This window comes from [Clostridium] citroniae WAL-17108 (assembly GCF_000233455.1).
Classification (GTDB): Bacteria; Bacillota; Clostridia; order Lachnospirales; family Lachnospiraceae; genus Enterocloster; species Enterocloster citroniae.
In genome coordinates this window covers 309,951-324,679 of the sequence record NZ_JH376423.1, presented here as the reverse complement: position 1 = coordinate 324,679, position 14,729 = coordinate 309,951, and the positions used below count along the sequence as shown (strand labels likewise).

Genomic DNA, 14,729 nt, shown 5'->3' with positions numbered 1-14,729 from the left:
CTTATCATACCACAAATATTATAGATTAGTAAAATTAATATATTTAATTATTTATCCGGCCTCTTCTTATAAATAATACTGATAATCATGGGAATCTATCTATGGCACATATGAACAAGTTGTGATATACTTGAAAGGTATGCGATTAAATCAGGGTGTTTTCATAACGCCCAAGGACAGGGAGACTACAAAGGAAATGAAAATCGGATTTGATAACGACAAATATCTGACCATGCAGTCAGAACACATCAAGAAGCGCATCGGGGAATTTGGGGATAAGCTGTACCTGGAATTCGGGGGCAAGCTCTTTGACGACTATCACGCTTCCAGGGTACTTCCGGGATTTGAACCGGACAGCAAGCTTCGCATGCTTCTCCAGATGGCCGACCAGGCTGAGATTGTCATTGTCATCAATGCGGCTGACATTGAAAAAAACAAAATGCGCCATGACCTGGGTATCACCTATGACGAGGACGTACTCCGTCTGATCCAGGAATTCCGCGACAAGGGCCTGTATGTGGGAAGTGTTGTGATCACCCAGTACAGCGGCCAGGGCGGGGCTGACCAGTTTAAGATAAAGCTGGAGCACCGGGGCATCAAGGTATACCGCCACTACTGCATTGAGGGCTATCCCAGCAACATCCCCCTCATTGTAAGCGATGACGGATTTGGAAAGAATGACTATATAGAAACCACCAGACCCCTGGTGATCATCACTGCCCCTGGCCCGGGAAGCGGCAAGATGGCTACCTGCCTGTCCCAGCTGTACCATGAAAACAAGCGGGGGATCAAGGCCGGGTATGCCAAATTTGAAACCTTCCCCATCTGGAACCTGCCTCTGAAGCATCCGGTAAACCTGGCCTACGAAGCTGCCACCGCTGATCTGAATGACGTGAATATGATCGATCCCTTCCACCTGGAAGCCTACGGCAAGACAACGGTCAACTACAACAGGGATGTGGACATTTTCCCTGTGCTCAATGCCATATTTGAGGGAATCTACGGCACCAGCCCTTACAAGTCACCCACGGACATGGGTGTAAATATGGCCGGCTTCTGTATCATAGATGACGAGGCATGCAGGGAGGCATCCTACCAGGAGATCATCCGCCGCTACTACCATGCCCTGAACCGTCTGGCCAAGGAGGAGGGCAGCTCAGATGAGGTATACAAGATCAACCTTCTTATGAACCAGGCAAAGATCACCACTGCCATGCGCCGCGTGATCGCTCCCTGTATGGAGCGGGCACAGCAGTTGGGTTCCCCTGCCGCTGCCATGGAACTGGAGGACGGACAGCTGGTAACCGGTAAGACCAGCGCTTTGCTGGGCGCCTCCGCCGCCCTGCTGCTGAACGCCATCAAGGTGCTGGGCAATATCCACCATGATGTGCATCTCATCGCCCCCTCGGCCATAGAGCCCATCCAGACCTTAAAGATCCAGTATATGGGCAGCAAGAATCCCAGGCTCCACACAGACGAGGTGCTGATCGCCCTGTCCATGAGCGCGGCCACGGACGATACTGCCAGAAAAGCCCTGTCCCAGCTGCCCAAGCTGCGCGGCTGCCAGGTACACACCTCCGTTATGCTGTCGGACGTGGATATCAAAGTATTTAAAAAGCTGGGTGTGGAACTTACCTCCGAACCTGTATATGAGCATAAAAAGCTGTACCACTAACAGACATAAGCCAGGCTGTCGCTTGAACGGTTGAATGACCGTAAATGCGGCAGCCTTTTTCTGAACCCGTTTCTGAACCCGTTTCAAAACCCTTTTCTGAACCGTTTTCAGGATTGTTTTTAGGACCTTACCAGGACTGCTTTTAGCACCGTCCCTTATGCCGCTGCTGTTTTGTAACACATATGCGGATGATCTGAAGCGAGATTATGATTTAACAAAGATCAATGAACGGTATTCCATTTTGCACTCTCCCATGGAAATGCTTGACATGTGCTACCTGGGGTATCGTCCCTACCACATATTTCCAACTATCTATACATTGTGCTCTGACATTGCCCTTGAAAGTTCAGGTATTTCCTCTGTTCAGAACAATCCGAATTTTGATCTGTACTGGGGCAAATAACCTGCGCCCATGGGCGCACAAAAAAGCATCCCCGCCGGAATCTTCAATACTATAGGCATTGAATCCGGCGGGGATGCTTTTATCCGCGGCCATTTACATGTGTCATAAAATGGTCCTGACCTTTGAAGCCATGGCTTCTGCAAGCCTTATATGATCTTCTCTTTCCATATGAAGCTGGTCCACAGCACTGGGACCAGCATATTCGGCAGCGTTCAGGTAAAAACAATCCTGCCTTTTTGCAGCCTTTTGTACCAGAGGCGCAAGCTTCCTGCTGAGCACTGCCGCATCAGAGGTAAAACCTGTCATGATACTGTTTTCAATCCCCTCCCCAATCACAATTGGGGAAACAAGCAAAATCTGGGGGACCGTATAATAAGGACCATATGTATAATTTTGTACAAGCTCAGCCAGCTGGCGTATTCCCTCTGCAATATCACAGGGAAGGACCCTAAACCGGCTTTTAAAATCATTTGTACCCAACATGATGATCACCAGGTCCAGGGGTTTGTGGGTGGCCAGGGCCACTGGCAGAAAGGAACGTCCGTTGCGGTAAAGCTCCAGATTGTCCTCCCACACGGTCGTGCGGCCGCCGCATCCCTCCTCGATCACATAAAACTCATTCCCCAGCAGCTGCTGAAGCCTTCCCGGCCAACGGATCTCCCTAGGCCATCTCCCACCGCTGGGATTTGTTCCAAATGTATTAGAATCGCCAAAGCATAAGATTGTTTTCATGCAGCATTTACCTCAGCCATTAATAGGTACCATAAATCAAATTCGGCAGGAACAATACAATTCCAGGCAGGAATACCAGTACGATCATCTCCAGCATAATCGCCAGAAAGAACGGTATTGCCGCCTTGGTATACTCTTCCACCGGACACTCCAGGATTCCGCAGACCGTATACAGGGCTGAACCCACCGGAGGTGTCATAACACCCATTGTTACGATCGTTGCCATCAGCACGCCAAAATGGACAGGGTCAACACCAAGCCTTGTGACCATTGGCAGGAAAATGGGCGTCAGCAGCAGGAAATTCACATTGCTGTCCAGGAACATTCCCATCACAAAGAGGAACACCAGGATAATGATCAGCAGCAGCTGAGGATTTTCCGTGATTCCAAAAATAAGTGTAGACAATGCCTGGGGCAAATTCACATAAGTTACCGAATAGCTGAACGGTCCTGACAAGGTGACGATCAGCATAACCGCCGCCGTATCGATCATGGAGGTGGACAGCGCATTCACAAAGCCGTCAAAGGTAAACTCATGATATACAAACGCACCTACAATGATCGCGTAAAATACTGCAAAGGCTCCGGCCTCCGAAGGCGTGCACACGCCAAAACGGATACCCACGATCAAGATGACCGGGAACAGCAAAGCCCATATGGATTCCCTAAGATTCGTAATCAGCTCATCCTTCGTCAGCTTAGGTGTCTCAGCATTCGGCTTCTCAAAGCCGTGCATCCGGCAGGTGATGTTCACGGTAGCCATCAGCACCACCATCATCAGGACTCCCGGTATCATCCCGGCACAGAACAGACGGCCGATGGATACCTCACCGATAAAACCATACAGGATCAGCCCCAAACTGGGCGGAATTGTAGCTGTGATCAATCCGGTCATACAGTTAACCGCTGTAATATATCCTTTTGAGTAACCGCGGTTAAGCATTTCCGGTCCCAAGATCCTGGTCTCCATGGCAGCGTCCGCTGTGGCGGAACCGGAAACCCCTCCCATCAAGGTACTCATCACTACGGACACCTGCGCCATTCCCCCGTACATCCTGCGCGTCAGCATAGAAGCCAGCCCCAACAATCTTTTAGTGATTCCCGACTCATTCATCAGATTGCCTGCAAAGATAAAAAAGGGAACGGCCAGGAACGAGTAGGACTGTGTCTGGGCCACGATCCTCTGTACTGTAATGGAAAAGGGAATATCAGGAGTTGCCGCAAAAAAAGCCAGACCTGCCAGGCCGATCACAAAAGAAACCGGCATTCCTATGATTAACAGGACAACAAAGGTAATTAATAGTACTCCCACACTTCTACCTCCAAACTCTATTTCTTTGCTTCCACCAGCTGGCTGACAGACTCTTTAATCTTCAGCAATGCGGTTATGCTCATCAAAACAGAGGATACCGGCAAGCTGAGGGTTACAAACGAGTAACTGATCGTAAGGGTCTGGAATGACCGCTTCCAGCTTTCTACACTAAGGCGGAGGCCATATACAATAAAGATCACCAAGGCTCCCAGCATAATCACCTGGATGACCAGAGTCACTGCCTTTTGAACCTTCTCCGGCAGCTTACGTGTAAACAGGTCAAGGCCAACCAGTTTATTCCGGCGGAATGCAACGTCCGCCCCAAGAAAGCAGGTCCATGCCAGCAGCAGCTGCGCCACATCAATACTCCATGATATGGGATGCTTTACCAATCGGGCAAGGGCTGAGCACATAACAAGCACTACCATCATAAAAAACAGCGTACAGCTCAGCACTTCCTCACCCCTACAAAATAACCGATAGAATTTCTTCATTACGGCACCCCCGTTATCATTCCATTATTTTCCCATCTGTTCCATCAGCTGGCTGCGTACTTCCTCATATCCAAGCTGTGTATATACTGGAACAGATGCTTCCTTAAATGCGTCAATATCAACATTATTGTTAATGATCACACCGTATTTCTCAGCCATCTCTTTCTCATACTGCTCGCTGAGCTCAACGCACTTCTGCTGGTATTCCGTACCTACTTCACGGAAAACCTTTTCCATCAGCGCCCTGTCCTCCTCACTTAAACTGTCGCGGAATTTGGTGCCTGTCACTACGGATCCGATCAGCTGGAAATGTTCCGTCTTATTGATGTACTTTGTCACTTCCCACAGACGGGTTGCGTAAAAGGAAGGGGTCTGAACCTCTGCTCCATCCAGTGCTTTCTGCTGAATCGAAGTATAAACCTCACTCCAGCTCATAGGAGTCGGCACTGCGCCCATGGCTTTGACTGAGCTTGTGCAAAGATCGTTACCAATGGTACGGATCCTCTGTCCGTTCAGGTCAGCGGGTACATTCACTTCTTTGTTAAGGCAGAAGTTCCGGGTGCCGCTGAACCAGTTGGAGGTTACCAGCCATATGCCCTGGTCTGCAAATTCCTTTTCCCACTGTGCATACAATTCTGTTTCCATCACCTTGTCCAGTCCGGTATAATCATCAAAGATATACGGCATCTGCAGCATACCGTAATCATTTACAAAAGATGCCAAACGGCTGGGATCTGATACGGTCAGGATGGCAGCTCCCTGCATTGCCTGCTCTGTCAGGTCATCTGTATCTCCCAGTGAAGAGCTTGGATAGATCTCAGCCTCGATCCGTCCGCCGCTTTCCTCTGAAAGACGTTTTGCAACCTCGCGAAGGGCCATGGTCTGGATATCATCCTCTCCGGCTGTATTACCAAATTTGATCGTTACCTTTTTTGCATCCTGCCCGGCGGATGCGCCGGAATCCTGAGTTGATTTTTCCGAAGAAGCCGTTGTTGTGCTTGTGGTGCTTGCAGAACTCCCGCAGCCCGCCAAAGCCAGGCATCCTGTTAATACAAGTGTCATCAAAATTCTTCTTTTCATCTTTTTTCCCTCCATTTAATGATAGATAGTAAAAGTGGCACGGTCTAATTGCCTCCTGTCATTAATATACCATATTAACATGTTAGTGTCAAGCGTTATTAACTATTCCTAAAAAAATGATCCTTTTTTGTTTTTTATTGTGCTATTGAGTCAATATCTATACTCCAAAATATTCTTTTGCATTCCAAAAGCAGATGTTTGCAATTATTCTTTGAAGCATGTCCTGATCGTCAGGCAATTCCCCCTTCTCTGCCCAGCTGCCCACCAGATTACAGAGGATTCTCCTGAAATATTCATGGCGTGTATAGGAAAGATAGCTGCGGCTATCAGTGAGCATACCGATAAAATGACCCAAAAGCCCTGTATTTGCCAGCACACGCATCTGCTCCTCCATTCCGTCCCTGTGATCCTGGAACCACCATGCACTGCCCAGCTGTATTTTGGACCTTATGCCGGCATTCTGAAAATTTCCCGCCATTGTTGCCAGCACTGACAGATCCCGGTTATTAAGCGAAAAGAGGATCATTTTGGGAAGCATTTCCATTTGTTCCATGTGGTCCATAAAGGCAGCCAGCGGCACGGCAATCCCAAAATCCCCAACAGAGTCAAATCCAGTGGCTTCCCCAATGCATTTCACCATTTTGGTATTTCTGGAGCGGATACATCCCACATGCAGTTCCATGGCCCAGCCTCTTCTGGAATATTCCTCTGCCAGCCAAATCAGCAGCTCTGTCTGGAACACATCGATCTCATCTTTTGCAGGGCACTCTCCTGACAGAGCCTTTTTTATGATCCGGTCCGCCTTTGCTGTTCCCTCAGGTCTCCAGGGAAACTGTTCAAACCCATGATCCGAGGCAACGCATCCTGCTTTTTCAAATACATCCATGCGCGCCAGAAGCGCTTTCTCCAGTGTTCCTAGATCTGAAATTTCCACATCCGCAGCCTGTCCCAATCGCACCATATAATCCCGCCAGGATTCCCTTGTCATTTCCATTACCAGATCCGGCCGGAACGCCGGAAGTACTTTTACCGGAAATGCCTCCTCTATCAGCTTTTTGTGATAAATCAAGGAAGCGGCGGGATCTTCTGTGGTACAAAGACCATATACATTGGATCTTAGAATTAATGACCTGGGGGAAAAATCCTCTGCTTCCATCACTTTAGTTGCTTTGTCCCAGATTACCCTGCTGTTTTTCTCTGTCAGCACATCCGTTATATGAAAATACCGCTGTAGTTCCAAATGGGACCAATGGAACAGAGGGTTGCCCACCGCCTCCTGCAGCGCTCCGGCGTAAGCATGGAATTTTTCATAGTCATCCGCGGTTCCGGTGATCATCTCTTCCTCAATACCATGTGCCCGCATGATCCTCCACTTATAGTGATCTCCGCTCAGCCAAAGCTCTGTAAGGTTAGAAGGCTTTTTGTTTTCGTATATTTCCTTTGCACTCAAATGACAGTGATAATCAAAGATCGGGATTTCCCTACAGCTTTCGTAAAGCCGTCTCCCGGTTTCATTGTACAGCATAAATGTATCATCCATAAATTTCTGCATTTATCTTCCCCCTTCTTCTGCCTATACATTTCCAAACGCGTTGATCAAAAGCCGATGGAACAGCCCCCGTCCACCATTAACGTGGTGCCTGTCACAAATTCCGATGCCTTTGAAGCAAGATACAGGGCAGCCCACCCAATATCCTCCGGTGTTCCATACCTCTTCATAGGGGTATGTCCCAAAATTTTGGCCTGCCTGTCAGGATCCAGGTCCACTGCCTGGTGAAACATGGGAGTGTCAATAAAACCAGGCACGATCGCATTAACCCGAATCCCTTCCCCTGACAATTCCCCTGCCATTGTCCGTGTAAACCCCAGCACCGCTGATTTTGCCGCAGAATATGCAGTTACATTTGTCATACCAATACAGGCCGACATGGAAGAGATAAAGATGATGCTACCGCCCTTTGCCTTTTTCATATAAGGAACTGCCGCCTGTGTCAGCGCATAAGCGCCAAATACATGCACATCCATAATACGTTTTAATTCTTCCTGGGTTATCTGTTCCATGGGCTTTTTACTGTGAACCCCCGCATTATTGACCAATATATCCAGACTGCCCATCTGTTTCACAATGTCTTCTGCAAGCTTTGGAGCACAGCTGGTGTCGGTGACATCACAGACAATACCACTGGCCCCCGGCCCCAGACTTTGGCAGGCGGAGTCTAAAACCTCCCTGCGCCGCCCGGTAATTACCACCTTTGCTCCTGCCAGTAGGAATGCCTTTGCCATGGCAGCCCCCAGTCCGGTGCCTCCCCCCGTGATCAGAGCCGTTTCTCCATCCAGTCCAAATACGTCAAGAAGTCTTTCATCCCTCATACGATCCCTCCACCTGATCTAATATTTCTTTAAGCAGTCCTTTGCTTGCCATCTGAAGGGCTGACCGCATATATCCCAGGGCAAACGCCATTCCCGCATGCCAGGGCGCGCTGCACAGTATTTCAGGTGTGTGGTCGGGAATGATCACCCCGTCAAAGTTATGGGCTTCCAGCAGAGCTAACGCTCGCAGCATATCAATATCGCCCTCATCCACAAAGACCTCGTCATATGTTGGCACCTTTCCCTTTACATTCCGAAAATGCACGTAACTGATTCTTCCCTGACCGCCGTACTGCTCTATGGCATCATAGACCGATCCATGGGTCATTTCCTGGATACTGCCCAGGCAAAGTTCCAGCTTATTGCTTTTGCTTGGCGAAATGTCAATCACCCTCTGGTATAGCTCCGGCTGAAATACAAGCCTTGGCATGCCGCGCAGCAAATCCATTGGAGGATCATCCGGATGCAGGGCCATCTCCACCCCGGCTTCCTCAGCCACGGGAAGGATTTCCTCCAAAAACCGCTTCAGCCTGTCCCACAGCTGCAATGAGGACACCGGTTCCAAACATGTGCCATCCCCCGCAGCATAGGTCATATTCCAGATCTGTCCTTTGGGAATAGGGGCGTCATATTTGATTTCGGAACTGTCAAAGCAGGTGCTCATTGCTCTGCCCCGGGCATGGGGATGCTTTTGGTGCCCCCAGACACCGGCCAGACTGAAATTGTAGCCAAAGGAGCGTATCCCGGCTTTTCCCGCATTTCGGATGATCTGCTTTAAAACCTCCATCTGCTCCTGCCGTCCGGGACCGTCCAACAGTATGTCATACCAGTCTGCCGGGCTAAAATTCTCGATTCCGTAAATACACAGACCGTATCTTCCCGCCATTTTCTGGAGGTTTTTCATATGTTCCGCGCTCCATATATCCTCTCCCCCCTTTGCAAGTCCATAGTTTGTGCTGTCATTGGTTGCTGTCACGATCTGCTTTGAGTAGTAGTCCGCAAGATGAATGATCAAATGCGTACATCCACACTGCTTTGCAAATGCAAAATATTCATCAGTTAACATATGTCTGTATAGGCCTAAGCCAAGTTTTATTTCCGACATCACCTGCTCCTTTCATAAAGTATAAGCGTTTGCCTGGATTGTTTTTCAATTGTACCAATTACTCAGGTGGGTTACTAGACATATTTTATAATGTTGGGGCGTATTTTTAACATATCTTAATCATTTCTCCCAAATATATCAAAATCCTCAAGGGGTCCGGGAAATGAATGGCTCACTTGTGTAAACAGTAAAAAAAATTCGGCTGTCATACTTGGATCAGGCATAGATCCAAGTATAACAGCCGAACTATTTAAGTCCGTTTATTTGTTTTCCCTCATTCGGACTCTCTTACGGAATACGGACGGCGTAATGCCAGTGATGCTTTTAAATACCCGGTTAAAATGAGTCACATTAACAAATCCCACTGAACGGCTTATTTCCGTTATCCGATCCTCTGTCTCCATCACCATTCTCTGGGCGTTCAGTATGCGGGTAGTATTGATATACTGCACCACTGTCTGATTTGCATATTCCTTAAATATCTTACACAAATAGGGCGGTGAGATAAACAACAGGTCAGCCAACTTCTGAAGCGTAAGATCCTCCTGGTAATGGTAATTAATGTAATCCATGATTTCAGAAACATAATCCGTATTCTTTAACTTTTCAGCACCTGACATAACGGATTTTTCAAGCATGGTAAGCACCATTGTATTTAAAATAGATTTCATGTATTCTTCCCGGTATTCTCCCGCCCTGTCCTGCTCTTCCATGAACATCTCCATGAGAAAATGCATCCTCTTGTTTGATTTGGCATCCATGCGATAAATACCAGTGCCTGCGGACAGTTTTTCCCGCAGTTCTTCAGAACTAATTTCATGTTCACGAAAGCAGATCAGGATCCGTTTAAACGCAATGTCCTTCCCGCTATACGCACAATGCATGATATAAGGAGAAAACAGGACAAAATCCCCCTGTCTGGCAAAATACGGCTGGTTATTAATGACAAAATGGCGTTCCCCTGCTTCCATATAGTAGATTTCATAATAACTGTGGTAATGTGCTTTTTCTATATTGTCATTTACTCCACAGACTCTCTCGCAGGCCATTGATTTTCCCTGCTCCATCAAAATTCCAGCGTGGTCAACCATGTAATCCTCCACCAAACGTAACGTCTTTGCGCCATCTGTAAGGGTCAGCTTTGCAGAACAGTAAAATATTCAGGGTATTGCCGGAACAGGTCCCCTTCCTCATCCATTAATTTGCACAAATGATCCTGAAGGATCTGTTTGGCTTCCTCTGCCTTTTTCTTTTCAAGGGCATTCACCAATTCCACATGCTGGCGGATCGAGTTTTTCACGTTATTGATATCCCAGGTTGTCATTGTCCGCATCCGGTCATAATGACTGTTCCTGGTTTTCAAAATTTCCAGAAAAAGCGGATGGCCTCCGATCAGGAACTGGTCATGGTGAAACTTGTCATCCAGGGCAAAATACTGCAAATTCAAATACTGCTCGATCATCTTTTTCTGCTGTTCGATCAACTCCCGCAGCTGCCTGTAGTCATCTTCTGTGGCCCGTTCCACAACGCTGTTTATGTTCTCCAGTTCCAGCAGATAACGAAGCTGCCGTTCTTCCTTTGCCCTTTCCCGGTCGATCTTTGTCACTACTGTCCCATATTGGGGCATCATGGAAACAAGGCCTTCCTTTTCCAGTTGTAAAAACGCCTCCCTGACCGGTGTCCTGCTCACTGTTCTCTCCATCAAAATCGTCATAGATGCCGCAATCTCACTGGCGCTCATGATCGACCCTGGAGCCCGCTCCAGCCAGCAGATCTGTCCCCGAAGGGTTGCGTAAATATTCTCCTGCATGGTATGGCGGTCCTTGACAACAGGCGCTCTCTGTCCATTCATCATCACAATATTCCCCCGGATCTTATTTGGCAAAATGAAACTGCTGTCCAAGCCACTGGCAGCACAGGTAAAACCATGTTCTCGGATGCGGATCCACTTCTGCACCGGGCCTGCATACCTCTTCTGTGCACATGGACAGCCCATGGGCACCTGTGGGATACAAATGGCATTCGTAGGATACTCCGGCCTGCTGCAGAGCATTGATCAAAAGCAGGGAATTCTGGACCGGAACCACTGCATCATCCACGGTATGCCAGATAAAACAGGGCGGCGTATCTTCGCTCACAAAGTTCTCCAGGCTGAATTCTTCCCAGCTCTCTCCCCGCCTTTCACCTGTTATATTCTCAAAAGAGCCTTCATGAGCATACTCCCCGGCAGATACCACGGGGTAACACAGGATCAAGGCGTCCGGACGGTTCCATCCCTTATCTTCCGCAATCGGTGCTCTGTCCCGCAGCGTTCCCATGCTCAAAGCCAGATGCGCGCCTGCGGAGAATCCCAGAACAGCCAGCCGGTTCCGGTCCACTCCCCACACATCCCCGTTCCTGCGGATCGTGGCAACACATTCAGAAAGTTCCTTTAAAGGCTGGTATCCCCGCGCTTTATCCGCCACTGAATACAGAAGCAAAAAGACCTGATATCCCTGGGCAAGCCATTCCTGTGTCACCGGGTCCATCTCGCGGTCAGATAAAAATCCATATCCGCCTCCCGGGCATACCACCACACAGGGCCTCTCGTCAAATTGCGGCCAGCTTTCTGACTTTTCGTGGAGATAGCCCCGCATAAGTGCACCTTCCTTGCCAATTTGCATTTCAAAATATCTCATTGTCTCTCCCCTTACTGGTATGTTATTCTAACATGTTAACTCTTTTGATTGTATCACAAGTATCTCAATTTTGCAAAGAGCTTTACTTGTCTTATTTCTTTTCCACATCCGTATAATATAGATGCCTGGGAAGTCCGTCTGTCATAATAGGAGTCAGCTCCGCCTGGATCAGGGGGCGTATGTAGTTTACAAATTCTTCGGTTACGTAATCTCCATCCCTGTTGATCCACTCCCGCGGAACCTTCTTTTCCACATTGGCTACCTTATGGACATCATAGATATCCGTCACGCAGATATAGGGATCATCCGACACCCGCTTCAGTATGATCATCTTGCCGGTCTCCCCCTCAAAGGCTTCCTTTACCGCGGCGCCTCCAACCTGGAACGCCTCCGTGATATCCACCCTGGACACAATATGGGACGCACACCTTTGAAGGGAGTTAAACTCAATGGCCCTTGTCTTGCACCCCACTTCCCGGTTGATCTTTTCCGCCAGATATCTGGCCGTACCTGTAAGCTGCTTGTGGCCAAATGCGTCCACAAACTCAATCCCCTCCGTGAGTTCGCACACATAACGGCCGTCAGCCAGCTTCACGCCCTCGGACACGGCCACCACCACTGACTTTTTGTGCCTGTGAAGCTCCTCCACCTTTTTCATGAAGCTATCCACATCAAAGGTGACTTCGGGAAGGAAGATCATATCCGGGCCTTCACAGTCCTCACACTTTGCCAGGGCCGCCGCCCCTGTCAGCCAGCCGGCATTGCGCCCCATGATCTCCAGGATTGTAACGTTCTGCTGGTCATACACCAGTCCGTCCCGGATCACTTCCTTTGTTATGGCCCCTATATACTTTGCCGCACTTCCGTACCCCGGCGTGTGGTCCGTGGCCGCCAGGTCATTGTCAATGGTTTTGGGCACCCCCATAAAGCGGATCCTGCTGCCGTTTAAGAGGGAGTAATCTGACAGTTTCTTAATGGTATCCATGGAGTCGTTGCCGCCTATGTAAAAGAAAAACTCCACCTCCAGCTTGTCCAGGATAGCAAATATCCTGTCATAGATCTCCCGGTCCTCGCAGATCTCGGGGAGCTTGAAGCGGCATGAGCCAAGGTAAGCAGAGGGCGTCCGCTTTAACAGTTCAATATCCAGGTCCGTCTTAATGTGCTCCGACAGGTCCACATACCGTTCCTGCAAAAGCCCCTGGATACCGTGAAGCATGCCGTACACCTTCTTGGCCCCCCTGTCTTTAGCCGTCTTATAAACCCCTGCCAGGCTTGAGTTGATCACCGCCGTAGGTCCTCCGGACTGCCCTACGATCACATTACCTTTAACCTCTGTCATAAGAATACCTCCCATATTTAATTGTAAGCGCTTACAAAACTACTTATATTTTAATATAAAGAAAAAAGAAACGCAAGGGGGGAATCATATTTATTTGCGGAAATTTTTCCTGCGGTTTTCCCGGAGGGAAATCCGCAGGGCAGCCATCCCACTGCGCTGCCCTGCTCTCCCCACTCACTCGTCCAGATGACGGCAGTCATTTAACTCCACAAGGCGGCAGGTATTTGTGCCGGGGTCATAGTCAATGGTGGTGATGCTCACATTGCTGACCACGATCTCCTTGGCCTCGGGCTGCCCTTTTAACAGGTGGACAATAAAGTGGGCCAGAGTACCTCCGTGGGCCACCACCGCAGTATCCCCCTCAATATCCCGGCGGATAATGTTCCAGGCCTCCTGACATCGGCTGTCCACCTGGTTCAGCGTCTCGCCTCCGGGCGGAGCTACGGTGGCAGGGTGCTGCCACCATGATTCATACAGTTCCCGGTCCGTGGTAAGTATGTCTTCCGCCCTGCGCCCCTCCCAGTTCCCATAGCCGATCTCCACCAGCTGAGGCAAGGTGTGGATCGGCACGTTCTGAGCCGCCGCAATGGCCTGGGCCGTCTCCATGGCCCGAAGCTGGGGGCTGGAATAGATGGCGGTTATGGGACGGTTCTCCATGCCTTTGGCCAGGGCCTGGGCCTGCATTTTGCCTGCGGCATTCAGAGGAATGTCCTGCCTTCCCTGGATCTTTCCTTCCACATTCCAGTCTGTCTGTCCGTGACGAATTATATATATCTTCATTTGTATTCTCCCCTTACAGTTCTTCCAAGCTCCATCCATCCCTTACAGGATTGTGTCCCAAAGCTTGATCCCCGCCTCCATCAGCAGGGTCTGCCTGTCCTTCACCATTTACCGTGATGGCATTCAGGGCCAGCTTCATGATGTCCTTGATCTCATCCTCCGTCATCTTCATCTTGGCCGCCAGTTCTTCCACTGAGGCTTCACGGCCCAGTTCAGCGGCCAGCATCTGGGATACGGTCTGGAGGACATTCACCCTGGCAGCCATATTTTCTTCAATCTCATGTTCGGCCTTCTGCTCTTTCAGGGCAAGTTCCACCCCTTCCTTTACGCGGCGCTCAAGCAGGCTCTCCCATTCCTCGCTGGCATCATATTCCACGGCCGCCAGCATAAGGGCTGTGTTGGCCTCCTGCACAATGTCGGACATGGGCAGTTCGCTGCCCTGGTATTCTGCCACCAGGTCCAGGACCTTTTTCAGGCTGCCCTCCACCAGGCGGCTCCTGGCATCCCCATCTCCCCGGGCTGTTTTTTCCAGAAGGACAGATTCCTCCTCCAAGGTCATGGGCGCAATATCCCCAATCTCCTCCAGATACATTTCAAAAAAGTTTTCAGCCATATATTTATTCAGTTCCTTTCACTCTGTTCCCTTTATTGTATTTAATAGGATAATCCATCCCCCTGTATAAGTCAAGAGATCAGGAAGAAACCTCTTTACAAACACTTGTGATACGTGATAAGATAGGCATAGTTTATAAGGAGGACTT

14 protein-coding genes are annotated in these 14,729 nt (G+C 49.2%); 1 reads left to right on the top strand and 13 read right to left on the bottom strand.

From position 1 onward, the window contains the following. Positions 1–196: 196 nt before the first annotated feature. The gene (locus tag HMPREF9469_RS16675) at positions 197–1,675 is read left to right on the top strand and encodes a DUF1846 domain-containing protein (protein WP_007863947.1); all 1,479 of its coding nucleotides are present in this window, start codon (positions 197–199) and stop codon (positions 1,673–1,675) included. Between the two features lie 505 nt (positions 1,676–2,180). Here the strand turns inward: HMPREF9469_RS16675 and HMPREF9469_RS16670 are convergent. From HMPREF9469_RS16670 to HMPREF9469_RS16610, 13 genes are all read right to left on the bottom strand, one after another. Next, the gene (locus HMPREF9469_RS16670) at positions 2,181–2,810 is read right to left on the bottom strand and encodes an SGNH/GDSL hydrolase family protein (RefSeq protein ID WP_007863946.1); all 630 of its coding nucleotides are present in this window, start codon (positions 2,808–2,810) and stop codon (positions 2,181–2,183) included. 19 nt (positions 2,811–2,829) lie between these two features. Continuing rightward, positions 2,830–4,122: a TRAP transporter large permease gene (locus HMPREF9469_RS16665; protein WP_007863943.1), complete on the bottom strand. Its 1,293-nt coding sequence runs from the start codon at positions 4,120–4,122 to the stop codon at positions 2,830–2,832. A 17-nt stretch (positions 4,123–4,139) separates the two neighbouring features. Next, positions 4,140–4,616 carry a TRAP transporter small permease gene (locus tag HMPREF9469_RS16660; RefSeq protein WP_007863942.1) on the bottom strand — a complete coding sequence of 159 codons (477 nt, stop codon included), beginning with the start codon at positions 4,614–4,616 and terminating at the stop codon, positions 4,140–4,142. A gap of 24 nt (positions 4,617–4,640) precedes the next feature. Further along, positions 4,641–5,696, bottom strand: a complete 1,056-nt coding sequence (locus HMPREF9469_RS16655; RefSeq protein WP_007863941.1) for a C4-dicarboxylate TRAP transporter substrate-binding protein — start codon at positions 5,694–5,696, stop codon at positions 4,641–4,643. Between the two features lie 157 nt (positions 5,697–5,853). Further along, positions 5,854–7,248 carry a glucuronate isomerase gene (gene uxaC, locus HMPREF9469_RS16650; RefSeq protein WP_007863940.1) on the bottom strand — a complete coding sequence of 465 codons (1,395 nt, stop codon included), beginning with the start codon at positions 7,246–7,248 and terminating at the stop codon, positions 5,854–5,856. Positions 7,249–7,292: 44 nt separating this feature from the next. Next, entirely contained in the window at positions 7,293–8,066 is a 774-nt protein-coding gene (locus HMPREF9469_RS16645; RefSeq protein WP_007863939.1) for an SDR family NAD(P)-dependent oxidoreductase, read from the bottom strand. After that, positions 8,056–9,171 carry a mannonate dehydratase gene (locus tag HMPREF9469_RS16640; RefSeq protein ID WP_007863937.1) on the bottom strand — a complete coding sequence of 372 codons (1,116 nt, stop codon included), beginning with the start codon at positions 9,169–9,171 and terminating at the stop codon, positions 8,056–8,058. Before HMPREF9469_RS16640 ends, HMPREF9469_RS16645 begins: the two co-directional genes overlap by 11 nt. 260 nt (positions 9,172–9,431) lie before the next feature. Next, a complete protein-coding gene (locus HMPREF9469_RS16635) occupies positions 9,432–10,262 on the bottom strand; it encodes a helix-turn-helix domain-containing protein (RefSeq protein ID WP_007863936.1) in 831 nt (276 codons plus the stop codon). A 44-nt stretch (positions 10,263–10,306) separates the two neighbouring features. Continuing rightward, positions 10,307–11,026: a GntR family transcriptional regulator gene (locus tag HMPREF9469_RS16630; protein ID WP_007863933.1), complete on the bottom strand. Its 720-nt coding sequence runs from the start codon at positions 11,024–11,026 to the stop codon at positions 10,307–10,309. Positions 11,027–11,045: 19 nt separating this feature from the next. Further along, positions 11,046–11,849, bottom strand: a complete 804-nt coding sequence (locus tag HMPREF9469_RS16625; RefSeq protein WP_007863931.1) for an alpha/beta hydrolase — start codon at positions 11,847–11,849, stop codon at positions 11,046–11,048. Positions 11,850–11,940: 91 nt separating this feature from the next. Then, positions 11,941–13,188, bottom strand: coding sequence for a 6-phosphofructokinase (locus HMPREF9469_RS16620; protein WP_007863929.1), 1,248 nt, complete (start codon positions 13,186–13,188; stop codon positions 11,941–11,943). Between the two features lie 174 nt (positions 13,189–13,362). Next, complete coding sequence (locus HMPREF9469_RS16615) at positions 13,363–13,968, bottom strand: histidine phosphatase family protein (protein ID WP_007863927.1); 606 nt, start codon at positions 13,966–13,968, stop codon at positions 13,363–13,365. A gap of 13 nt (positions 13,969–13,981) precedes the next feature. Then, positions 13,982–14,581, bottom strand: a complete 600-nt coding sequence (locus HMPREF9469_RS16610; RefSeq protein ID WP_007863925.1) for a sigma-70 domain-containing protein — start codon at positions 14,579–14,581, stop codon at positions 13,982–13,984. Positions 14,582–14,729: the final 148 nt, after the last annotated feature.

Bases quoted from the DNA above. Each gene is read 5' to 3' on its own strand.
- HMPREF9469_RS16670 (WP_007863946.1), bottom strand. From the start codon at position 2,810: ATGAAAACAATCTTATGCTTTGGCGATTCTAATACATTTGGAACAAAT.
- HMPREF9469_RS16640 (WP_007863937.1), bottom strand. From the start codon at position 9,171: ATGTCGGAAATAAAACTTGGCTTAGGCCTATACAGACATATGTTAACT.
- HMPREF9469_RS16615 (WP_007863927.1), bottom strand. From the start codon at position 13,968: ATGAAGATATATATAATTCGTCACGGACAGACAGACTGGAATGTGGAA.
- HMPREF9469_RS16645 (WP_007863939.1), bottom strand. From the start codon at position 8,066: ATGAGGGATGAAAGACTTCTTGACGTATTTGGACTGGATGGAGAAACG.
- uxaC (WP_007863940.1), bottom strand. From the start codon at position 7,248: ATGCAGAAATTTATGGATGATACATTTATGCTGTACAATGAAACCGGG.
- HMPREF9469_RS16620 (WP_007863929.1), bottom strand. From the start codon at position 13,188: ATGACAGAGGTTAAAGGTAATGTGATCGTAGGGCAGTCCGGAGGACCT.
- HMPREF9469_RS16625 (WP_007863931.1), bottom strand. From the start codon at position 11,849: ATGAGATATTTTGAAATGCAAATTGGCAAGGAAGGTGCACTTATGCGG.
- HMPREF9469_RS16630 (WP_007863933.1), bottom strand. From the start codon at position 11,026: ATGATGAATGGACAGAGAGCGCCTGTTGTCAAGGACCGCCATACCATG.
- HMPREF9469_RS16610 (WP_007863925.1), bottom strand. From the start codon at position 14,581: ATGGCTGAAAACTTTTTTGAAATGTATCTGGAGGAGATTGGGGATATT.
- HMPREF9469_RS16675 (WP_007863947.1), top strand. From the start codon at position 197: ATGAAAATCGGATTTGATAACGACAAATATCTGACCATGCAGTCAGAA.
- HMPREF9469_RS16655 (WP_007863941.1), bottom strand. From the start codon at position 5,696: ATGAAAAGAAGAATTTTGATGACACTTGTATTAACAGGATGCCTGGCT.
- HMPREF9469_RS16635 (WP_007863936.1), bottom strand. From the start codon at position 10,262: ATGGTTGACCACGCTGGAATTTTGATGGAGCAGGGAAAATCAATGGCC.
- HMPREF9469_RS16660 (WP_007863942.1), bottom strand. From the start codon at position 4,616: ATGAAGAAATTCTATCGGTTATTTTGTAGGGGTGAGGAAGTGCTGAGC.